General features: G+C 41.5%; 23 protein-coding genes, 4 tRNA genes and 1 pseudogene. 12 read left to right on the top strand and 16 right to left on the bottom strand.

What is annotated here, in order from left to right; translation table 11 throughout:
- Positions 1-46: 46 nt before the first annotated feature.
- The 4 genes from pfkA to porQ form a co-directional block, all read right to left on the bottom strand.
- The gene (gene pfkA / locus BHV83_RS06710) at positions 47-1,027 is read right to left on the bottom strand and encodes a 6-phosphofructokinase (protein WP_005858904.1); all 981 of its coding nucleotides are present in this window, start codon (positions 1,025-1,027) and stop codon (positions 47-49) included.
- A gap of 97 nt (positions 1,028-1,124) precedes the next feature.
- Positions 1,125-1,997 (bottom strand): 4-hydroxy-3-methylbut-2-enyl diphosphate reductase, encoded by an 873-nt coding sequence (locus BHV83_RS06705; protein ID WP_286757012.1) that lies wholly within the window; start codon positions 1,995-1,997, stop codon positions 1,125-1,127.
- 184 nt (positions 1,998-2,181) lie between these two features.
- Positions 2,182-2,871, bottom strand: a complete 690-nt coding sequence (cmk, locus tag BHV83_RS06700) for a (d)CMP kinase (RefSeq protein ID WP_005867936.1) — start codon at positions 2,869-2,871, stop codon at positions 2,182-2,184.
- Between the two features lie 20 nt (positions 2,872-2,891).
- On the bottom strand, positions 2,892-3,902 hold the full coding sequence (porQ, locus tag BHV83_RS06695) for a type IX secretion system protein PorQ (RefSeq protein WP_008772632.1): 1,011 nt from the start codon (positions 3,900-3,902) through the stop codon (positions 2,892-2,894).
- 207 nt (positions 3,903-4,109) lie between these two features.
- On the opposite strand from porQ, the gene BHV83_RS06690 reads away from it, so the two are divergent.
- The 8 genes from BHV83_RS06690 to BHV83_RS06655 all read left to right on the top strand — a co-directional run bounded on the left by BHV83_RS06690 (position 4,110) and on the right by BHV83_RS06655 (position 9,269).
- On the top strand, positions 4,110-4,802 hold the full coding sequence (locus BHV83_RS06690; protein WP_048928203.1) for an energy transducer TonB: 693 nt from the start codon (positions 4,110-4,112) through the stop codon (positions 4,800-4,802).
- 80 nt (positions 4,803-4,882) lie between these two features.
- Complete coding sequence (locus tag BHV83_RS06685) at positions 4,883-5,857, top strand: polyprenyl synthetase family protein (protein ID WP_122297578.1); 975 nt, start codon at positions 4,883-4,885, stop codon at positions 5,855-5,857.
- Positions 5,858-5,860: 3 nt separating this feature from the next.
- Positions 5,861-6,646, top strand: a complete 786-nt coding sequence (locus BHV83_RS06680) for a TatD family hydrolase (protein WP_048928151.1) — start codon at positions 5,861-5,863, stop codon at positions 6,644-6,646.
- Positions 6,647-6,793: 147 nt separating this feature from the next.
- Positions 6,794-6,881, top strand: a tRNA-Ser gene (locus BHV83_RS06675).
- A gap of 80 nt (positions 6,882-6,961) precedes the next feature.
- The gene (locus BHV83_RS06670; RefSeq protein WP_005867929.1) at positions 6,962-7,696 is read left to right on the top strand and encodes a MotA/TolQ/ExbB proton channel family protein; all 735 of its coding nucleotides are present in this window, start codon (positions 6,962-6,964) and stop codon (positions 7,694-7,696) included.
- Between the two features lie 9 nt (positions 7,697-7,705).
- Positions 7,706-8,179 (top strand): hypothetical protein, encoded by a 474-nt coding sequence (locus tag BHV83_RS06665; RefSeq protein ID WP_005867928.1) that lies wholly within the window; start codon positions 7,706-7,708, stop codon positions 8,177-8,179.
- A 32-nt stretch (positions 8,180-8,211) separates the two neighbouring features.
- The gene (locus tag BHV83_RS06660; RefSeq protein WP_005858924.1) at positions 8,212-8,802 is read left to right on the top strand and encodes an ExbD/TolR family protein; all 591 of its coding nucleotides are present in this window, start codon (positions 8,212-8,214) and stop codon (positions 8,800-8,802) included.
- Positions 8,802-9,269 (top strand): ExbD/TolR family protein, encoded by a 468-nt coding sequence (locus BHV83_RS06655; RefSeq protein ID WP_005867927.1) that lies wholly within the window; start codon positions 8,802-8,804, stop codon positions 9,267-9,269. The genes BHV83_RS06660 and BHV83_RS06655 overlap by 1 nt, the downstream gene beginning before the upstream one ends.
- A gap of 56 nt (positions 9,270-9,325) precedes the next feature.
- Here BHV83_RS06655 and BHV83_RS06650 read toward each other — a convergent pair whose 3' ends face one another.
- Positions 9,326-9,874, bottom strand: a complete 549-nt coding sequence (locus BHV83_RS06650; RefSeq protein ID WP_122369037.1) for a GNAT family N-acetyltransferase — start codon at positions 9,872-9,874, stop codon at positions 9,326-9,328.
- A gap of 144 nt (positions 9,875-10,018) precedes the next feature.
- Between BHV83_RS06650 and BHV83_RS06645 the strand changes: the two genes are divergently transcribed.
- Positions 10,019-10,489: an Lrp/AsnC family transcriptional regulator gene (locus BHV83_RS06645; RefSeq protein ID WP_005858930.1), complete on the top strand. Its 471-nt coding sequence runs from the start codon at positions 10,019-10,021 to the stop codon at positions 10,487-10,489.
- A gap of 83 nt (positions 10,490-10,572) precedes the next feature.
- Here the strand turns inward: BHV83_RS06645 and asnS are convergent, their stop codons facing one another.
- From asnS to purB, 3 genes are read right to left on the bottom strand one after another with little or no spacing between them, the layout of a single operon-like run.
- Positions 10,573-11,979, bottom strand: a complete 1,407-nt coding sequence (asnS, locus tag BHV83_RS06640; RefSeq protein ID WP_286756984.1) for an asparagine--tRNA ligase — start codon at positions 11,977-11,979, stop codon at positions 10,573-10,575.
- 15 nt (positions 11,980-11,994) lie between these two features.
- Complete coding sequence (locus BHV83_RS06635) at positions 11,995-13,482, bottom strand: pseudouridine synthase (RefSeq protein ID WP_048928149.1); 1,488 nt, start codon at positions 13,480-13,482, stop codon at positions 11,995-11,997.
- A gap of 59 nt (positions 13,483-13,541) precedes the next feature.
- Entirely contained in the window at positions 13,542-14,885 is a 1,344-nt protein-coding gene (gene purB, locus BHV83_RS06630) for an adenylosuccinate lyase (RefSeq protein WP_005867921.1), read from the bottom strand.
- 235 nt (positions 14,886-15,120) lie between these two features.
- On the opposite strand from purB, the gene BHV83_RS06625 reads away from it, so the two are divergent.
- From BHV83_RS06625 to BHV83_RS06615, 3 genes are all read left to right on the top strand, one after another.
- Positions 15,121-15,195 (top strand) — tRNA-Val (locus tag BHV83_RS06625).
- 33 nt (positions 15,196-15,228) lie between these two features.
- A tRNA-Val gene (locus BHV83_RS06620) sits at positions 15,229-15,303 on the top strand.
- Positions 15,304-15,335: 32 nt separating this feature from the next.
- Positions 15,336-15,410 (top strand) — tRNA-Val (locus BHV83_RS06615).
- 69 nt (positions 15,411-15,479) lie between these two features.
- Here BHV83_RS06615 and BHV83_RS06610 read toward each other — a convergent pair.
- From BHV83_RS06610 to BHV83_RS06575, 8 genes and pseudogenes are all read right to left on the bottom strand, one after another.
- A complete protein-coding gene (locus tag BHV83_RS06610) occupies positions 15,480-15,920 on the bottom strand; it encodes a DoxX family protein (RefSeq protein WP_005867918.1) in 441 nt (146 codons plus the stop codon).
- 1,115 nt (positions 15,921-17,035) lie between these two features.
- Positions 17,036-17,449: a lipocalin-like domain-containing protein gene (locus tag BHV83_RS06605; protein ID WP_122144009.1), complete on the bottom strand. Its 414-nt coding sequence runs from the start codon at positions 17,447-17,449 to the stop codon at positions 17,036-17,038.
- A 758-nt stretch (positions 17,450-18,207) separates the two neighbouring features.
- Complete coding sequence (locus tag BHV83_RS06600; RefSeq protein WP_122144012.1) at positions 18,208-18,651, bottom strand: hypothetical protein; 444 nt, start codon at positions 18,649-18,651, stop codon at positions 18,208-18,210.
- Between the two features lie 1,097 nt (positions 18,652-19,748).
- A pseudogene (locus tag BHV83_RS06595) lies at positions 19,749-20,423 on the bottom strand (recombinase family protein).
- Positions 20,424-20,512: 89 nt separating this feature from the next.
- The gene (locus tag BHV83_RS06590; RefSeq protein ID WP_081024193.1) at positions 20,513-20,788 is read right to left on the bottom strand and encodes a hypothetical protein; all 276 of its coding nucleotides are present in this window, start codon (positions 20,786-20,788) and stop codon (positions 20,513-20,515) included.
- 68 nt (positions 20,789-20,856) lie between these two features.
- Positions 20,857-21,093 carry a Txe/YoeB family addiction module toxin gene (locus BHV83_RS06585; protein WP_286756973.1) on the bottom strand — a complete coding sequence of 79 codons (237 nt, stop codon included), beginning with the start codon at positions 21,091-21,093 and terminating at the stop codon, positions 20,857-20,859.
- On the bottom strand, positions 21,081-21,371 hold the full coding sequence (locus BHV83_RS06580; protein ID WP_048928142.1) for a type II toxin-antitoxin system Phd/YefM family antitoxin: 291 nt from the start codon (positions 21,369-21,371) through the stop codon (positions 21,081-21,083). Before BHV83_RS06580 ends, BHV83_RS06585 begins: the two co-directional genes overlap by 13 nt.
- Before the next feature lie 116 nt (positions 21,372-21,487).
- Positions 21,488-22,037: DUF3871 family protein (locus BHV83_RS06575; protein WP_286756967.1), on the bottom strand; the 550-nt coding region annotated here is incomplete at its 5' end.

Raw genomic sequence — 22,037 nt, 5'->3', positions numbered from 1 at the left:
GCAATCGCTACATCCGGGTTCCTATTCGTATAAATATATGCCTCATTTAGATTGAAGAAACACGGAGCGTGTTCAACAAATCCCGGTTAATAGGCTTATCATTCTTGATCGCTTTAGAGAACGGTACATAAACGATCTGGTCGTTCTGGATACCCATCATCACGTTACGTTGATCATCCAACAAGGCATCGATCGCGGCCACACCCATACGAGTCGCCAAGATCCGGTCTTGTGCCGTAGGAGAACCACCACGCTGCAAGTGACCTAAAATAGAGACACGCACGTCGAACTGCGGATATTCCTTCTTCACACGCTCAGCGACACCCATAGCGCCACCGGTTACCTCACTTTCGGCAACCAATACGATACTACTGTTCTTGGACTTACGGAATCCATTCTCGATCATCTCGGCCAATTGGTCTTTCTCCAAGGAGATTTCCGGGATAATAGCGGCTTCGGCGCCAGAAGCGATCGCTCCGTTCAACGCCAAGAAACCCGCGTCGCGCCCCATAACCTCCACAAAGAACAGACGATCATGCGAGGTAGCCGTATCACGGATCTTATCCACGCATTCCATGATCGTGTTCAAGGCCGTATCATAACCGATCGTCGTATCCGTGCCATACAAGTCATTATCAATCGTACCCGGCAATCCTACGATCGGGAAATTAAACTCCTGAGCGAAAATACGCGCTCCCGTCAACGTTCCGTCACCACCGATAGCGATCAAGGCATCGATCCCATGCTCTTGCAACTTATCATAGGCCTGTTTTCGTCCCTCGGGAGTCTTGAACTCCACGCAACGGGCGGTCTTAAGAATTGTTCCACCGCGTTGAATTATATTACTGACATTTTGTGTCTTAAACTCTTCAATCTCATCTAGGATCAACCCTTTGTAACCACGGTAAATACCTTTCACTCTCATTCCGTTATAAATAGCGGAACGTGTTACCGCACGAATAGCGGCATTCATTCCCGGGGCATCACCTCCGGACGTTAAAATACCAACACACTTTACTGTAGACATAGCGTCATTGATTTTAATGTTCTCCGGCAAAAGTAGTAAATATTTAGTTATCCTTCTGTCTTTCTCCCGGAAAGTTCACGTAATCTTAATCAAAATATCATTCCGAAGCATTCAGTTCCTTGATCCGGACCGCCACTTCCTCCATCAACCACTTGGGAGTGGATGTAGCGCCGCAAACCCCGACCCGGCGCACGCCCTCGGGCAAAGGCTCGGTAATCTCTGATACCTCGGAAATAAAAAGCGTATTCGGGTTCGCTTTCCGGCACTCCTCGAACAGCATCTTTCCATTGGAACTTTTACGACCGGCCACAAAATAGACCCAATCGTGGCTGGAGGCGAACGCTTTTATATTCGGAAGACGATTCGCCACCTGACGGCAAATCGTATCGTAATAATTAAACTCCACCCCTTCCGCCATCCGCTGCTTGATCTCCGCCACTACCGCCTTGAATCCATCCAAGGACTTCGTGGTTTGGGAAAACAGACTGATCGCACGGGTAAAGTCCAGACGATCGAGGTCTTCTATTTTCTCGATAACAATCGCCGTACCTTCCGTCTGGCCCACCAAGCCATTCACCTCCGCATGGCCTTTCTTTCCATAGATAACCAACTGGGTGTTATTCGCCCGGGTCTCTTGATAACATTTATGGATCTTGCGCTGCAAACGCAAGACAACCGGGCAAGTAGCGTCTATAATCGTGATATTGTTTCGCTTCGCCAAAGAATAGGTAGAAGGTGGCTCGCCATGCGCCCGGAGCAACACCTTCCGGTCTCTCAACCTTGAAAGTCCCTCATGGTCGATCGTATGCAGCCCCATATGCTCCAACCGCTCCACCTCCAAACTGTTATGAACGATATCGCCTAGGCAATACAGCGTATCCGTATTTCCCAGCTCCCGCTCAGCGCTCTCTATGGCGGTGACAACCCCAAAACAGAATCCGGAATCTTTATCTATCTCGACTTCTATCATATCTATAATATCATTAACAAACAAGCACTTACAGTTTTCTTAATTTTCAATCACAAGAAACTAAAGTTTCTTCACAACAAAACTAGAGTTTTCTCGGTGTGAAACTTTTGTTTCCTAGTAACGAAACTACAGTTTTCATTCCCAGAGACAAAAGTTTTCTTTATAGGAAACTCCAAGCACTCGTTTATGAACCGATCGCTTTATGATATTGTTCCAGCAACCAAGCCTTTTGCTCGTCCAAGGTCATATGGGAATTATCCAGCACCAAGGCATCATCCGCCTGTCTCAAAGGACTTTCTTCCCGAGTTGAATCTATATAATCCCGCTTCTTCACATTCTCCAGCACTTCCTCGTAAGAAGCGGGGATCCCCTTCGCCTCCAGCTCATCCACCCGGCGCTTGGCACGTACCTCCGGCGAGGCCGTCACGAAAAGCTTCAACTCCGCGTCCGGGAATACGACCGTACCGATATCACGGCCATCCATCACGATGCCTTTCGCCTTCCCCATCTCTTGTTGCTTAGCGACCAACGCACGGCGCACAAAGCCTAGAGTGGCTACCGGACTCACTTTATCCGCCACTTCCATACCACGAATCTCTTTCTCTACATTCACACCGTTCAAATAGGTATCTGGCCGGCCGGTCTCCGCATTCAAACGAAATGAAATATCGATATCATGGATAGAAGCCTTCAGCTCTTCCTCCTTAATCTTCTCTCCCTCAAAAAATCCATGCTGGATGCAATACAAAGTCACGGCCCGATACATGGCACCCGTATCGATATACGTATATCCGATCTCCTTGGCAAGATCTTTTGCCATGGTACTTTTGCCACTGGAAGAGTGGCCGTCTATAGCGATAACTATTTTCTTCATATATATACTAATGTATAGGTTTATTCTGTCACCTTCTTAAAATCGGCCAAGGTCGTAGATACGCTAATCATCATCGACATGGCGGACGGATGATATTTCGCCAGCGAGAAGCCCACGTCAAACATCTTGATCCTTACGCCTGCGCCAGCCGAGAAGCCGGAGAAACTTCCCCCGCCTTTCAACTTCATATCCATATTGACCTTCGGATTGAATCCTACGCCTACCCAAAAGTTCTCGGACGGGATAAAATCCACGCCGATGATAAAATGCTTCGCCAACGTCTTAACGAAAGAATCCCCGTCATACTCTTTATCCGTATTATCGATATAATCGAACTTCCAACGGTTCAAGTATTGGGCCGTCAAAGAAAAACGAATCGGGGCATGCGCCATTTTCTGCGTGATACCCATCTGGATATCCCAAGGCATCTTTTGTCGCTCATCCTCGTAAGCTTTCAGTTGCGCGCCGATATTCTTCAAGGCGAAACCAAAGGAAAAGCCCTTATCCGAATTATAATAACTCAATCCCGCATCCACGCATAAACCGATAGAGGTATAATCAGCCAGCCCCGAATACAAAAACTTCAACGACAATCCACCCCGCCAACGCTCGCTCAAGTCGCGGGAGTAGAAACCATTCACGCTGATATCTTTCGCCGACAGGCTCGCCCCGGTCACGACATTATCCGGCAACACCTCCTGGATATCGCCATAGCTTATAAACGTAGCGCCTACGCCCCAAGCCCCTTTCTCGCCATGCGCTTTCGTGAACAAGGCACTCCCTACGTTGATATCCGAGATGTAATTCATATAATTCAAGTTGATCATCCCATCCATCTCCGCGCCTAGCAACGCCGGATTATGGAAAATAAGTGAAGGATCTCTTTCTACCAACGCCACGGTATGCCCACCCAAGGCGTTAGCCCGGGTCGAGGTCGGAAAACGTAAGAAAGTATACGCCTCGCTCCCGTTTTGCGCTGAGACAGACAGTGTAACAACGAATAAAATCAGTATAAATAGTTTATTTCTCATATTTTCATGCAAAAAATCGTTCAAAGATACATTAATTCGGAAAAATGTTTTTACTTTACACCCGCAAATCTCAGAAATACGGATTTCACATTAACAGAAACGGGAAAAATGCCAAAAAGGTATATAATCGCTCTCATTTTTGTTTGATATATGAAATAATTTGTATTTTTGCAGAAGTGAAAAACACTTATAAATTATTATAAACGTATGGAAATTAAAAAATCACCGAAAGCGGACCTTGAGAAAGGTAAGACCCTAAGCATCCTTATGGGATTTGTAGTGGGCTTAGCTGTCTTGTTCGTGGGCTTCGAATGGAGCACCCGCGATGTAATGGTCGTTCAGGCTAGCGAGGGTGTAGCAGACATCATCGCTGAGGAAGAAGTGGAAATCACGAGACCGGAGAATACGCCTCCTCCACCTCCACCACCTCCAGCACCAGTTGTAACCGAGGTTTTGAACGTTGTTGAAGATGACGTTGAATTGGAACAGCAGGATATCTTATCATCAGAGGATGACCAAACCTCAGCGCAGGAGGCTGTTTATACTCCCCCCGCAGTTGTAGAAGAGGAAGAAGAGTCCGCACAACAGATCTTTACAGTTGTAGAAGAAATGCCGAAGTTCCCCGGTGGAGACGCAGAATTGCTGAAGTTTATCGCTAAATCAATCAAGTATCCGGTAATCGCACAGGAAAACGGTATCCAAGGTCGTGTAATCTGCGCATTCGTGGTTAACCGAGACGGATCAGTAGTAGACGCTGAGGTATTACGTGGTGTAGACCCATCATTGGATAAAGAGGCTCTTCGTGTGATCGGTACCATGCCTAAATGGACTCCGGGTAAGCAGAGAGGTAAACCAGTACGTGTTAAGTATACTGTGCCTATCACGTTCAGATTGCAATAGTATAACATTAAACATATCAAAAAGGCTGCTTTATTTTCGCAGCCTTTTTTTATTTCATAACTCCATTAATTGATACAGCTATGTTAGCATTCGAGAATATACTTCAAAGAATAGAGAGCGAGATCTCTCAACTACAATTCACCAATCCTCCCAAGAGCTTATACGAGCCGATAGAGTACATCTTGTCCCTCGGAGGAAAAAGAATACGTCCAGCGTTAACGTTGATGGCATGTAATATATATAATAATAGTATAGAGAATGCGATCAAGCCCGCTTTAGGTCTGGAAGTTTTCCATAACTTCACCTTGCTGCACGACGACCTGATGGATGAAGCTGATAAAAGAAGGAACAAACCTACCGTACACAAGGTATGGAATGCCAATACGGCGATTCTTTCCGGAGACGCGATGCTAATAGCGGCTTATCAATTAATCGGATCAACGGAACACGGCCACCTCAAACAAGTGTTGGATTTATTTACGCAAACCGCGGCGGAAATATGTGGCGGCCAACAATTCGACATGGAATTCGAGTCTCGCATGGATGTAAGCGAGGAAGAATACATCGAGATGATCCGGCTAAAGACAGCCGTACTACTGGCCTGCTCCCTTAAGACGGGTGCCCTACTCGGAGGTGCCTCACAGGAAGACGCAAGCAACTTATATGCGTTTGGTATCAATATAGGTCTAGCGTTTCAACTGCAAGATGATTTACTAGATGTATATGGTGACACCGCCACTTTCGGGAAAAACATTGGCGGCGATATCCTTTGCAACAAGAAAACATTCTTATTGATCAACGCTCTCAGACTGGCCAATAAAGAACAAGTGGAAACTCTCCGTAGCTGGATGGATAAAAAAGAATTCGACCCGGCTCAAAAGATACAGGCATTCACCTCTATCTACAACGAATTGCAGCTAAAACAATTAACAGAAAATAAAATCCAAGCCTATTACGACGCATCCGTAGAGAACTTAAACGCTTTACAAGTCGCCCCCGAAAAATTAACGATCCTAAAAGAGGTTTGTGATCATTTAATGCATAGACAATCCTAATCCATGAGCTTAATAGACACACATTGCCATTTATATCTGGAGGATTTCGATCCGGAGCAAGACGAACTGGCTCAAAAAGCAAAAGACTCAGGTATCGACACCCTGCTTCTGCCAAACGTAGACCTGACGACGATTGACAGAATGCACGATTTATGCGATCGATACCCAGAGTTCGCTTTCCCTATGATGGGATTGCATCCGACCAGTGTGGATAGCAATTATATCGATATCCTAAAACAAACGGAATCCTATCTATCTAAACGTACTTATTGCGGTATCGGTGAAATCGGGATCGATCTATATTGGGATAAGACTTATTTGAAGGAGCAACAAATCGTTTTCGAGGAACAACTGCGTTGGAGCATCGATCTGAACCTGCCCGTAGCCATCCATACCCGTGACGCATATCCGGAAGTTCTGGAATGCATACATAAAGTCGGAGCGGAAAGACTTAAGGGCGTATTTCATAGTTTTACCGGCACAACGGAAGAGCTGGAAGAAATAAAGAAACTGCCCACCTTCAAGATCGGGATAAACGGGGTTGTCACCTTTAAAAATTCAAAACTGTCCGAAGTCATCCGGCAAACGGATCTTGAAAAGATACTCTTGGAAACAGATGCCCCCTATCTTTCACCAGTCCCCTACAGAGGTAGACGGAATGAGCCTACTTACATATGGAAGACGGCCGAGAAAGTGGCGGAAACATTCGGCCTCACGCTAGAGGAAACCGTAAACGCTACTCGAAAAAACACATTAGAATTGTTTAAAAGCCTAAATAAACCCATATAGACACTTTTTTTCGAATGAAGTCAAAATTTATTTTGCGGATATTGTGTATATGTCAAGCAAAAACTATAGATTTGTGCACTGAAAAGATTGCATATGGGAATTTTTTCGTATTTTGCGGTCGTTTTAGAAGAAGCTAGGCGAATAATTGGAGAGATGCTCGAGTGGTTGAAGAGGCACGCCTGGAAAGCGTGTAAACCCCTAAAGGGTTTCGCGGGTTCGAATCCCGCTCTCTCCGCAGTGGAGAATACCATGAATTAATTAACAATAAAATAAAAACAAATAAGAGAATTATTAATCTTAAAAATTAAACACACAATGAAAAAGTTATTTGCAAAAGCATTCTTGGGTTTATGTGCCCTTGGAACTTCTACCGTAGCATTCGCACAGGATGCGGCTCCAGCAATTGAAGGAGGTATGTATCAAGCATTAAAGACAAAGTTTATCGAAGGTGGTGCCGACTTCATGAGTTTGGTCGCTATCGCTTTGATTTTCGGTTTGGCATTCTGCTTAGAGAGAATTATCTACTTAAACTTGGCTGAGACAAACTCCAGCAAACTGTTGAAAGGTATTGAGGATGCTTTAGACAAAGGTGATGTTGAAGGCGCTAAAGCTATCGCTCGCGACACAAGAGGCCCTATCGCTTCTATCGCTTACCAAGGATTGATGAGAATTGACCAAGGTATTGACGTTGTAGAGAAATCTATCGTTTCTTACGGTGGTGTTCAAGGCGGTCTTTTGGAAAAGAATATGTCTTGGATCACATTGTTTATCGCAATGGCTCCGTCTTTGGGATTCTTGGGTACTGTAGTAGGTATGATCATGGCGTTCGATAAAATCGAGCAAGTTGGTGATATCAGCCCGACGGTTGTAGCAGGTGGTATGAAAGTGGCCTTGATTACTACTGTAGGTGGTTTGATCGTAGCCTTGATTCTTCAGGTATTCTATAACTATTTGTTAAGCAAATTGGAGGCTATTTTGAACCAGATGGAAGATGCTTCTATCTCTTTGCTTGACTTGGTTATCAAATACAACGTCAAATTCAAAAAATAATAACGAATTATGGCAGTTACTAAAATAAGAAAAATATCCAGTTGGACTTTACTGATAAGTTCTATTATCAGTATCATTGTGCTGGGTATGTTTTATGCGGGTGGAGTCGTTGACCCTGCCGCAGAAATGAAAGAACCCATCTATACAGGGTTATTGATTAACTGGACTTCTGTATTGTTCTTCGTGACAATCATCAGTACAGTATTGTTTGCGGTTTGGCAATTCTTGACTTTGCTGAAGACTAACGCTAAATCAGCTATCATGTCTTTGGTAGTATTAGTTTGTTTCGTAGCCGTATTGTTCATCACCTATACAATGGGTGACGCGACTCCTTTAGCAGGCTTGAACGCAGACTCTCAAGTTTACAATACTCCGGGTTGGTTAAAGATCACAGACATGTGGATCATGTCTACAATCGTACTTTTGGTTCTGATCGTAGCATGTGTAGTTTGGGGTTCTGTAAAGAGAATCATGGGTAAATAATAGTAATAACGAACTGATAAAACAAGAAAGAAATGGGTAAGAAAAGAAAGACACCGGGTATCAATGGTTCTTCTTCGGCCGATATCGCTTTCATGTTGCTTATCTTCTTCCTTATTACTACATCAATGGATACAGATAAAGGTTTGGCAAGACGTTTGCCGCCCCCTGTACCTAAAGATCAGAAGAACGATACCGATGTTGACATCAAAAAGAGAAACTTGTTGGTTGTATTGATCAACAGTAATAACCAGATTCTCTGTGGTGATCAATTTGTCGATATCAAGCAATTGAAAGAAAGAATCAAAGAGTTCATTGATAATCCTTACAATGACGAACATAAGCCTGAACGTGTTGAGGCTGATGTTCCATTCTTCGGAAAGATGATGGTAACGAAGAACCACGTAATTTCTTTACAGAATGACCGTGGTACCGAATACCAAGCTTATATCGATGTGCAGAATGAAATCGCGGCTGCTTATAACGAATTGAGAAATAAGGTTTCTAAGGAAAAATTCGGGAAGAATTTCGCTGATTTGGACGAAGAACAACAAAAAGCTGTACAGCAGATTTATCCGCAAAAGATATCAGAAGCTGAACCTAAAAATTATGGAGGTAAAAAGTAATGGGAAAGTTTAGTAAAGCGGGCGGTCGTGAAATGCCCGAATTGAATACATCATCATTACCTGACTTGGTGTTCGCTTTCTTGTTCTTCATCATGATGGTAACATCTATGCGTGAGGTAACATTGAAAGTAGAGTTCCATGCTCCACAAGCTACAGAGCTTCAAAAATTGGAGAAGAAATCTTTGGTTACATTTATCTATGTAGGTAAGCCGACTAGAGATTTGAGAGCGAAGATGGGTTCTGAGACTCGTATCCAGTTGAATGACGCTTTTGCAGAGACTTCGGAAATTCAGGATTATATCGCACAAGAAAAGTCCAGTATGAAAGAAGAGGACCAGCCGTTTATGACAGTTTCTATCAAGGCTGATAAAGAGACCAAGATGGGAACGATCACCGATATCAAGCAGGCTCTTCGTGAGGCATACGCATTGAAGATTAGTTATTCCGCAGCACAACGTGTAGAGTAATAATTATTCAGATATAGCATTATAAAAAGGGGCGGGATTTATTTCCCGCCCCTTTTTTATTCCACTCCATAAACGTTTTGGTGAATAATGGTCTTAACTCGCTCAAAAGATTGCTCAAGATCAAGTTCCCCATGAGTCATCAAACGCATTTCTAAAAATGCCTCTCCCTTACGATAGGGAGGTTGGAAATATACATGGTGATCCAAGACAAACCCCAGACGTTCATAAAAACCGATTCTACGTTTACTCATCTCCTCTGTCGGCATCTCTACCTCTAAGACAACCGGATCTTCGTGGAGAGCTAAAAAACTTGTCATTGCTTTCGCTCCGATTCCTCCGTTACGAGCGGACTCGTCGATCGCGAAATGCTCCGCATAAACAAAACCCTCAAATTGCCATCCGGTAATGAAACCGACATAAATACCATCCCGTAGCAAGGCATACATCTCGAAGCGGCTATCTTCCTCCAAAAGCTTACGTACCAAAGAGAAATCACGACGTTCTTCCTCAGGGAAAGAACTAGTATATGTTTTCTCTACTAGATCCAATAAAGGATCGGCTATCTCCCGGACAGGCTTACTAATTATTACATGATCTTCGCTCATAAAAAAAATACTTAATAATTGAATAAAGAATGCTTACAAAATCAAAATAATCTACCATAATCTTTAGATGATTATAAGATTATCATTATATTTGTATTAAATATGAAAGATATAATCTAACAGTAATACAAATATACTGAATATATGGCACATCATCAACTAGATGAACTGGACGAGAAGATACTTAAACTAATCATCGGCAATGCGCGTATGCCATTTTTGGAAGTAGCGAGGGAATGTAACGTATCCGGAGCGGCTATTCATCAACGCATACAAAAGCTGACTAATTTAGGGGTTATCAAAGGTTCAGAATTCATCGTGGATAACACAAAAGTTGGGTATGAAACTTGCGCATATATGGGGTTATTCCTAAAGTCTCCCGGACAATTTCCAAGCGTTACCGAAGCGCTGTTGCAGATACCGGAAGTCGTGGAATGCCATTATACAACGGGGCAATACGACCTGTTTATAAAAATATACGCAAAGAACAACCAGCATTTGCTAAGCATCATCCACAACAAGCTTCAACCATTGGGCTTGGCTCGCACCGAATCGCTTATATCCTTTAAGGAGGCATTCAAAAGGCAAATTCCTATTGATCTGGACGACGATTAAACAAAGGAAGCTATATAAGAAAAGGGTCCGTAATCCGGTTGAAACCGGTTACGAACCCTTTTTATCATGATCACTAAGCGCTATTAGAACTCAGCGTTATTCGGTGTACGCGGGAAAGGTATCACGTCACGGATATTTCCCATACCCGTAACGAACAACAAAAGACGCTCAAAGCCCAAACCGAAACCAGAGTGAGGCACCGTACCAAAACGGCGAGTATCTAAGTACCACCACATATCCTTCATCGGGATGCCCAATTCGTCAATACGACTCATTAGCTTATCATAGGCAGCCTCACGCTCGGAACCGCCGATGATCTCTCCGATCTTCGGGAATAATACGTCCATCGCACGTACCGTCTTTCCATCCTCGTTTTGCTTCATATAAAAAGCCTTGATCTCTTTCGGGTAATCCGTTAAAATTACAGGACGTTTGAAGTGATCCTCCACTAAGAAACGTTCGTGCTCGGAAGCCAAATCTACACCCCAATAAACAGGGAACTCAAATTTATGTCCTTTAGCGACAGCCTCTTCCAATATCTTGATTCCTTCAGTGTACGGCAAGCGAACGAATGAGTCTTTCAAGACCCCTTCCAGACGAGCGATCAATTCCTTATCGAACATATCGTTCAAGAACTTGATATCCTCCATACAGTTATCCAACGCCCATTGTACGCAATATTTAATGAACTCCTCGGCCAACTCCATATTGTCCGTGATATCATTAAAAGCGACTTCCGGCTCAATCATCCAGAATTCCGCCAAATGACGAGGCGTATTTGAGTTCTCCGCACGGAACGTAGGGCCAAACGTATAAATCTGTCCCAAGGCTGTAGCAGCCAACTCTCCCTCCAACTGTCCGGAAACCGTCAAGCTAGCCTGCTTGCCGAAGAAGTCGTCCTCATAAATGATAGAGCCGTTCTCATCCTTTTTCAAGTCGTACAAATTCTTGGTAGTAACTTGGAACATCTGTCCGGCACCCTCACAGTCGGAAGCCGTGATGATCGGCGTATGGAAATAGAAAAAGCCTCTATCATGGAAAAACTTATGGATAGCGTAAGCCATATTATGACGAATACGGAATACCGCTCCAAATGTATTCGTACGAGGACGCAAATGAGCGATCTCACGCAAAAACTCCATGGAGTGTCCTTTTTTCTGCAATGGATAAGTAGCTGGATCAGCCGTACCGAAGATCTCAATCTCGGTAGCCTGTATCTCCACATTTTGCCCCTTACCTTGAGATTGTGTCAAGATACCATTTACGCTGATACTAGCTCCCGTGGTAATCGGTTTCAAGAACTCATCACCCAATTTATCTACATCCACAACGATCTGAACATTATTAATTGTAGAACCGTCATTCAAGGCGATAAAATTCACCTGTTTGCTACCACGGCGGGTACGTACCCATCCTTTCACATTCACGGTAGTACCGAAAGCGTCGCTTTTCAGCACGTCTACAATTTTTGTTCGTTTAATTGTTTCCATCTGTATCGTTTTTTGTTATTCGAAAGCTCCCATCCTAAGAGCGTTCACTTCCCTTTCATTTAAGTAACGCCATTTACCGCGGCCTAAGTTCTTCTTAGTCAAACCGGCGAAATAAACACGATCCAATTTCGTCACATGATATCCCAACGATTCGAAAATACGGCGCACGATACGGTTACGGCCGGAATGGATCTCTATACCCACTTGGCTCTTATCGTCCTCGCTAGCATAGCTGATAGCGTCCGCATGGATCTCTCCATCCTCAAGCTCAAGGCCGTTGGCGATTTTCTCCATATCCTCGATAGCCACGTTCTTATCCAACCACACATGGTAGATCTTCTTCTTCTTGAAAGATGGGTGAGTCAATTTAGAAGCTAAATCACCATCGTTCGTCAACAACAAGACTCCTGTCGTATTTCGGTCCAAACGGCCTACCGGATAAATACGTTCTTGGCAGGCGTTCTTCACCAAATCCATTACCGTCAGGCGTTCTTGAGGATCATCAGAAGTCGTTACGCAATTCTTCGGCTTGTTTAATACAATATATACTTTGCTCTCGATCTGAACCGGCTTCTCGTTAAATGTAACAACATCTTGACGAGTAATCTTAGTACCCAATTCCGTTACCACGACATCGTTTACCTTAACAGCTCCTTTCTGGATAAACTCATCAGCCTCACGACGAGAACAAACACCAGCGTTAGATAAGAATTTGTTCAAACGAATCGGTTCGTTTGGATCCGCCAAGACTTCCTTATACTTGATCTGTTTCGGACGAACGTTGTATCCCTGCGATCTTTGGAAGCCACCTCCTCCACCGGGACGGCGATTATTATTGTAAGAAGGACGGCGATTATTTCCATATCCACCACCCCCTTGACGATTACCGCCATAAGAGTTATCGTTACCATACGAACGTCTGGGTGCGTAACCGTCCCCGCCGCTTGAACGTGAATCATTGTAATCAACCCGGGTATCACCTACTCTAGGTCTTCTTTTCTTCATACCATCCGCAGACATTCCCTCTCCGGAAGGACTAGCGGAATAAGCCTTTGCCGGTCCATCATAATTAGGACGAGACGGACGATTGTATTGCCCTCCTCCATTCCCATATGACGGGCGGTTATTTCCATAAGACGAGCGGCCGCTGTTGTAGCCACCTTCACGGTTGTTGCCATAAGACGGGCGATTATTTCCATACCCACCTTCGCGATTGTTGCCATAAGATGGACGACTATTACCATAGCCCCCCTCACGGTTGTTGCCATACCCGCCTTCACGGTTATTATCGTAAGAACGCGGACGGCTCGGACGATCCCCGTATGAAGGACGGTTATTTTCTCCATAAGACCGATACGGTCTACGTTCATAGCTACCCTCAGGTTTATTATAACCCTGATTGTAAGGTCTTCTTTCACCTTCTTGGTCTGTGTTTTCCCGTCTGATACTTGGTATCACTTTTTTTGGACGCGGTTGAGATTCATCTCTTTCTTCTGTACTCATTTGTTATAAATTAAACAATGGTTAAAAACTTGGTAGCCTCACGGCTACCTGTATTATCACTAAATTCCTGTATAATTATGAGGCGTTATAGCCCTTAATTCATCTTTAATCCGGTCGCTAACATTCAAGGTTTCGATAAACTCCTTGATAGATTGCTCCGTAACAGTCTGGTTCGTACGTGTCAAAGCTTTTAATGCCTCGTAAGGCTTCGGATAACCCTCACGGCGTAAGACCGTCTGGATACCCTCGGCTACCACTGCCCAGCAATTATTCAAATCCCTACTTAGGGCGCTCTCGTTCAATAACAATTTACCCAAGCCTTTTGTTAAGCTCTTGAAGGCAATTTCTATATGTGCCAAAGGCACGCCTACGTTTCTCAACACGGTAGAATCCGTCAAGTCTCTTTGTAAACGAGATACCGGCAATTTCGTAGCCAAATGCTCTAAAATAGCGTTAGCGATCCCTAGATTACCCTCAGCGTTCTCGAAATCAATCGGGTTCACCTTATGTGGCATAGCAGACGAACCGATCTCACCCGCCTTGATCTTTTGCTTGAAATACTCCATGGAGATATATTGCCAGAAGTCACGATTCAAGTCGATCAAGATCGTATTGATACGCTTCAAGCCATCGAAGATCGCTGCCAGATTATCATAATTAGAGATCTGGGTAGTCCACTCCTCACGTTTCAAGCCTAACACCTCACTAACGAACTTATTACCGAATGCCCTCCAATCATATTCCGGATACGCTACATGATGCGCATTGAAGTTTCCTGTAGCGCCACCGAATTTAGCGGAGATAGGAACGGCCTTTAACAATGCCAACTGTTGCTCTAAACGGTAAACAAAGACCATCACCTCCTTACCCAAACGAGTCGGAGATGCCGGTTGCCCATGTGTCTTAGCCAACATCGGGATATCCATCCATTCCTCGGCGTATTTTTTCAAGGCGCCAATCACCTCTTCCAAACCCGGATAATACACCTCTTGCAAAGCATCCTTGATCGATAAAGGCACAGATGTGTTATTAATATCCTGAGAAGTCAATCCAAAATGAATAAACTCGTGGTATTTCTCCGCAAGGAAATGATTTGTTTTTTCCTTAATAAAGTACTCCACCGCTTTCACATCGTGGTTTGTCACGCTCTCGATCTCCTTCACTCGTAAAGCGTCCTCCTCCGTAAACTCCTGATAAATCTTCCGGAGCCCCTTTTTTACTTCCGCCGCATTTAACTCGCTTAATTGCGGAAGAAACTCAGATAGAGTAATAAAATACTCGATCTCAACTCGCACCCTATACTTGATAAGTGCGTATTCTGAAAAATAAGCCGCCAGATTCTCAGCCTTATTCCTGTATCGCCCATCCACGGGCGAAATAGCAGTCAGTGTCGATAATACCATATACATTATTAATATAGAGTCGCAAAGTTAAGTCTTTTCCATTGAATAATAAGGTAAGCAATCGTTATTTTTAACTAAATGCCCCGTTTTTAGGACCATCAGACACTTACGTAGCCACATCCAAACAAAATTCATATTCATCCACATTTTTTCGTCAAAAAGTTTGGTGGTAATAAAAAAAGCCGTATCTTTGCAGCGCTTTAGAGAGATAAAGCGAACGAAAAATAAGTTTAAAGGGCGTTTAGCTCAGCTGGTTCAGAGCATCTGCCTTACAAGCAGAGGGTCGGCGGTTCGAATCCGTCAACGCCCACCTTTAAATTTATTATTTCACCGAAAGATTTTCGGGCGTTTAGCTCAGCTGGTTCAGAGCATCTGCCTTACAAGCAGAGGGTCGGCGGTTCGAATCCGTCAACGCCCACTTTTAATTTATTATTATACCGAAAGAACTTCGGGCGTTTAGCTCAGCTGGTTCAGAGCATCTGCCTTACAAGCAGAGGGTCGGCGGTTCGAATCCGTCAACGCCCACAGAAAATAGAGTCTGTTAATCTAATGATTAACAGAATTTTTTATTTATCCTCAACCGCACATTCACGCTTACTTCTGCTTTCGAGACAGAGGAACAGCTATCAGACGATCTAACGAGAATTTTCCGGGTCCCGTTATATACATCAGGATAAAAACCACCAAATAAATGAATGCTAACTCTTTCAAAGAAAATGGGTCATTCCCATGGATGACGAAAAAAGCCATTCCCATGGTAAAAATCATGGGGATCATCGCAAGCCGATAAAGGGCCCCGAATATAAAACCGATGGAACAAGCAAGCTCCCCAAATATCGCAAGGCCCAAAGATATTGAATGCCCTACACCTAACGGATCAGGAAATGAGGCCGACATACTATCGAAATTTGTCCACTTTTGCATCCCATGAGATAATAGTAATCCACCGAAAAGCAAACGAAGCGCCAACAATAGTAATGAAATAGCCGTTCCATCCGGCTTCATTGGAAAAAGAAATTTGTAAATTACTGACATACTCTTCTGTTTTTAATCTTATCATTCTGTCTTTTTGATTATAAAACAAAATCAAGTTAGGGTTAGTTCAGTAAATATCCGTTTATAATCGGGGCTAAACTAAAAAAGCCCCCTTGATTTTTCAATCAAAGAGACTTCCTTTCCTTCGTGACCCGGGTGGGACTCAAACCCACGACCTTCAGAACCGGAATCTGACGCTCCATTCACTAAGCTACCTTGTTATCAACACTTTAATTATCTCTATATAAGTTCAGAGGTCAACTATAGGTCAACATTGAACTATGATGCAAATTTACTAAATATTCCACTCATAACGAAATCAACCAATGTAAATTAGACTGTACAAGTAGAGATTAATATGTAGGATACTCTAATTCACACACTATGAAATGAGCTTATTATAAGTCCATAACGCAGCCACAGCGATACCTAATAGTAGATGGTAAACAAGAATTGGCAAGAGTAAACTTCCCCATCCCAAACCACATATCAATCCTACCACAACTATAATGATATATAGGAGTAGCATTGTAGCTGCTGCTAACATAATACCTTGGCTTCCAGCTACGACATAATGAAACGGAGCATTAGGGGTTAGAGAATCTGTCTTGAGTGAATTGTTAGGTAATTCAGATCGTGTCATATGTAAATAGCATTAATTCGTAAGAAGTATCTTCAAGTCTGGTTGTGAAATCTTGCATAGTGTATTAATCTTTGGTCTGTATTACTGTAATAGTGAAGAGAGAGTATAAGAAACTGCATAAGAGTTCTCTCAAACACAATTCTTTAAAGAGGTATGAAATCCATTCATCCCATATATGAACTAATATTTAGTAATTCTGCACCTCATGCCATTTAGCCATTAACAGCCCACTTCACACCGGTTGGTTCAATTCTATGTCTTCAATCTAATCCTCTGTCAGACAGTCTGATTTAGCTTAATATCGTATGATATTTAGTTTGGTGGACTACTTTGAATTGACTAAATTTGTAGTAATTAATCAGTTAGTCAATTAGTATATCTGATTAGCTCTCAACCTAAGATGTTTGTGTGAGATTAATTAAGAAAGGCTGCAAAGAGTAATCAATGCAGCCTTCTTTGTAATGTCTAAACTTTATTTCTTTTTACAAGTCAGTTTGTTGTAGAAGTCTGTACCAGACATTTCAAGTACTAATGTATTAGCATTTAATGATTTTATAGTCCAAACCTCTTCATCATAATATGATGTTGTAGGATTGAGAGTCAAAATATTATTGTCTATGTACCATGTGAACGGATTAAACTCTTGGTCATCCGCATGAGTTCCAGTACCATCTTTATAAAACTTAAGAAAGTGGTCTGAATCTTCATCTTTCCATTCATCTTTTTCACCCTCATGAAGTTCCCATCCTTCATCAGAAGTGATAGTCCAAACTCCAACTATATTATCCGTTGAACCAATTTTCTCATCATCATCCTTGCTACAAGATGATAGACCCACACACACAACAGCCATCATAAGGGCTGCTAAAATTCTAAATGTTCTCATTCTTTTAAATTTTAATTATATGTATCTATAATTTACTTAATTTCAACTGTCGTTAATTCACCAGTCTAAAAAGTAATAGTTAGTTCTCTTGGATATTCATCGGAATCTACCGTGATAGAAAGTATAGGAATTCCATAATATCGTCTAAATGTAGATGTTGTATTTAGTAAAGATTCAATGTACTCGTGATGCCCATAGCATTTAACTGCAAATGGAACTCTATCACTTTTAAGAAATAGATTGAGCTGATATAAACCACTTGACATTGTTGTAGGTACTATCTTTATCAAGATATTATTATTGGTCTGTTGCTCCGTCTGGGTATATTGAATGCCCATGTCTTCACAGTCTGCATTGAACCAATTCCAGAATAAATCTAAATTATTCATTGTATATTATTAATTAATTTATATTGTTTTAGGGATATCTCCGTTCTTGTAAATATTGATAATCGCTTTAATTATTATATCAATAATTTGTTCTCTCGTACATCCTAAAGGATAACGATATATTCTACAGAATTGATAGTGTACGTCAACTCTCCATGCAAATGTTGAATGTTCCAGTATATAAAGATAATCTTCATGGTTCTTAAAGAAGATTATCTGAATTCTATTTCCCCTATGCCTATCGTACCAAATTTCAAAACTTGTACACTCTTGATAGTAATCCTTCTGTTCTTTATCTATGCAGGATGCTATCCATATAAGATATGTGGATAAACATTGTTGATATGTATAAGGTGTTTTGAACATTTATTATTTATCAATCGTATGTATTATGTATTTTAAGTATTTATTTGTAGCTTTATTTTTTCTAATAGAGTATATGTTTCTTAATTGCTCTTCATTAAAGGCGTTGCAAGCTTCTAAGATATGAAAATTAACATCTATATATGCTAATAAGTCGTTAACAAATAAACGATTATGTATTCTAATGTGATTATCTATCGCATGATATAATGCATCATCAAAGCTAGTAGCATCCAATGCCCAATCTTGGGAGTTAATTCTTGCAACTTGGAAATCAATGTCATTATAAAATTCACTTATTGTAGTAGCTGCCTCTTGGTTGATGTTGGGTAAATTAGGTCTTAAACGTGAGGTCTCTACATATCTTTCTCCTTGATATGTCAAAATCTTCATCTTAATAGCTAGCTTCGCGTTCTCTTTTACGATTGTAATGTAGTAGTATTCAAACATAATATTTCTTTTTAGATATTAAAATCATGCTCACCTATTCCCTCTGGTAAGCTATTAAATGTAAGAACGTGAGGAACTACAACATTTAATTGTTGCCACGTCTGTTTAACTTTGACTAATTGTTAATTCTTGAATGAATATAGTTCTTCCTTCACCACTTGCATGAAAGAAAATAGGTTATTATCCCTGCCTTGAATAGGTATGATAATAGTAAATGCCGCATCTGGCATCTTAGCCCCTTTACTTGATAAGGTCTGTAACCTTCTTTCTACTTCAAGACACAGTTCCGCCTTGTCTGGCTTAGGACACCTTTGCAATTTCACCATCAGCTTCATAATGGCTCTACAATCACGGAGTAAGGAAATCCTGTCTACTAGTGTGAACAACCCCATAAGGTTAAATTTAAAGTTACTTACCTGTTCCCTTCAGTAAGCTATTAAACACAAAGAAGGCGTGGAAACTATTGAATATTACCATTGTGAGGCACTCTTATTTCTAAGAGTTCTGGACTGCCCTGATTGGATAATAAACAATAGCCCACGCCAAACGATATATAGACTACCTTATGAGATAGGTATATAACATTGACGTGAGCGCTCTTGCTCATTAACTCCAATCATAGAAATGTCCAGTTTCACAATGGGTTAATTTCAGTACGCTCTGTTAACTTATAATGTCCTCCGTTCAGTGACCTAACGCTTTAGGAGTGAAGGATTACAATGCAAAGTTACTAAATCGTTTGAATTGGCAAGAACTATTGTTCATTAAAAATCAGAGATAAGCCTAAAGTCATATATCTGGGACAGGTATGAAATCTTACTCTCCCCATATAAGAGTCAAATTCTCAACTTCCATACCCGCCTTGAATTTTCATCATCATGTCAACATATTGTTGGTGTTGACTATATAGTATAGGGCTGAAATGCCAAACTGTGAAGAATTGATTTTAGATGCTTCTCAACTTAATATTTTAGATGTACCATATATATAAGGTGTAGATGCTTACTTCTCCGTTTGAAATTTAGGGTAGGACAAACTTAGATTGGGGTATATAAAGCTAACCTTGCTCTGGATTTGTCCTACCTTTCAAAGTGATTTCACGATATTAACCCTACTCTGACAAGTAACCTCTTAACTTGGGTTATCTGGAATTGGCAGCCCTTAGATGTTACGAAGCCTTGCTCATTCAACAAGTCAGTCATTTCAGAGAGTGACTTACCCTGCATTGACAGTGACCGTAGCAATGCGATTGCCCTCATATTATTGGGATTGTTTTCAGCTTTAGCCTTATTGGTACGGGAGCTATTGTAGATAGCTTGCTCAAACTTGTTCATCAAGTTATCAGACTTTCCTAACTTGATTCCTCTTGCTTTCTTAGCCTGTAATGATTACTTGGTTCTCTGACTAATTAACCCCGCTTCGTATTCTGCGATGGATGATATAATATGTAGAATTAGCCTATTAGCTTGTGGAAAGTCACAGAAGACAATCTCAACATCTGATTCCAGAAGTTTAGATGTAAATGCTACGTTCCTTGACAACCTATCCAGTTTAGCGACAATCAGAACAGAGTTAGTCTTCCTGCACATTGCCAAAGCTGCGAGAAGTTGAGGTCTGTTAGACTTCTTGCCGCTCTCCGTTTCAATGTATTCAGCAAGTATGGGTTTATTCTTTACATGGTTATGTATGATTTCTCTTTGGGCTTCCACACCTAAACCTGATAGCTGTTGCTTCATGGTGGATTGCCTTAAATATGCTATGTATGTCTTCATAATTTACATTTATTAATAGTGGGTTACAAACGCTGAATGTTCGTTCAGCTTATGTAAGTTGGACACCCAAATGAGGATGCCCAACTGAATTAGAACGGTCTATCTCCATATTGGTATGATAAGATGGAATGATAAACCCTGTCATAGAATGAAAATCCAGCACAGGCATGGAAGTAACTTTCATGTATCGCTGCATATTCACCATTTAGTCTGCTGGTTCTATCCAATAAACTGTCAAACTTATGCAGCCAGTATTTCAATGCTTGCAACCGCTTGATGTATTGGAGATTGTTCTCACAGGTGGATAGCTTTTCCTGTAATGATATAATGTGATTAATCGCATTATCAATGTCTTTGGTATTCATAAGATGTAATCTTTAAATAGTTAGTAGATATAAAGAAAGGACACCTAACTTAATAGATGCCCTTTCAATTAGTAAATTGTATGTAGTGGTACAGAGTAAATGAGACGGTGCTCTGAATTAATCCGTCTTGACCATTTACCTGCCAACTCATATTTAAGAGGTTCAGGTTTTCCAATCCCAGCATAAGGGTGTTCAGCTATATCATTCAATAAAGCTTTAATTTTATCTATGATAGCTGTATTGCCACTTCGTAAGAAGTATTGATAATCCTTACGTGCTTGGTCTGACAATATTATTCTGTACATGCTACCCGATTTAAGAAATCATCAATGCTTTCTCCTTCATTCTGGGCGATGGCATTACCATTCTTAATATCTTCCTCTCCTTTACGAATAGCGCCCATTGTGTCAGGTGACGACATGATATATTCTGTCTCCTTTAATGAATTGTATTCATCAAGGGAAATCATCACTACTCCGCTTCCCTTACCACGGTTGACGATTACAGTTTCACAATCATCAATTACAGAGTCAATATAACCTTTAAGATTTGCTCTTAAATCAGTATAATTAGCTGTTCTCATAAGTCCTCCTTTTATTTACTGCAAATATATGTACTTATTTACGTACTTGCAAGTTTAATTAGTTAATTATTAGACAAAAGGAAGGACACCTAAGTAAATAGATGCCCCTTCCTCTCTCAATCAATAAACCATCTATAAGCATCATCACCTTGCAGTGCTGATGTTATGCCTTGTGCAATATCAGTAGCGTTTAACGCTCTGTCCAAATAAGTATCAATATAGCTTGATTTGTTACTTCCTGTAAGTAAGTTGTAGAACCGCCACATCGATAATTCCCTGCCATATCCGTAGAAATTTTCATCATTCACATAAGCCCTTGCCACTTGGTTAATCTGACTATCCGTCATTAACATGGGTGGAAGTTTACGCTGGTTGATAGAAGGTAGACTTTGATATAATCGCATTTTACCCAATATCTGTGCGAATTGGTGCTGTGTAAGTGAATGATTACCAAATTCACGCATGAGTTGAAGGTGGCGACTTGGGTTGTACTGCTGGAACAACTCTAACGCTTCATTGAATAGCTGGGTCGTATCACTAACCCTAATATCGTTCTTCAATCCGTCTGTGAACAGACAGAGGTTACAGCAAACAAGGTTCTTGAATCCAATTCCAATGCTGAACCTTTCCACTGTCTTACGTGAATATAGGTTCTCTCTGTTGAAG

This window comes from Parabacteroides sp. merdae-related_45_40 (assembly GCF_001915675.1).
The sequence above is the reverse complement of the archived record's forward strand: the minus strand, read 5'-3'. Positions and strand labels throughout refer to the sequence as shown.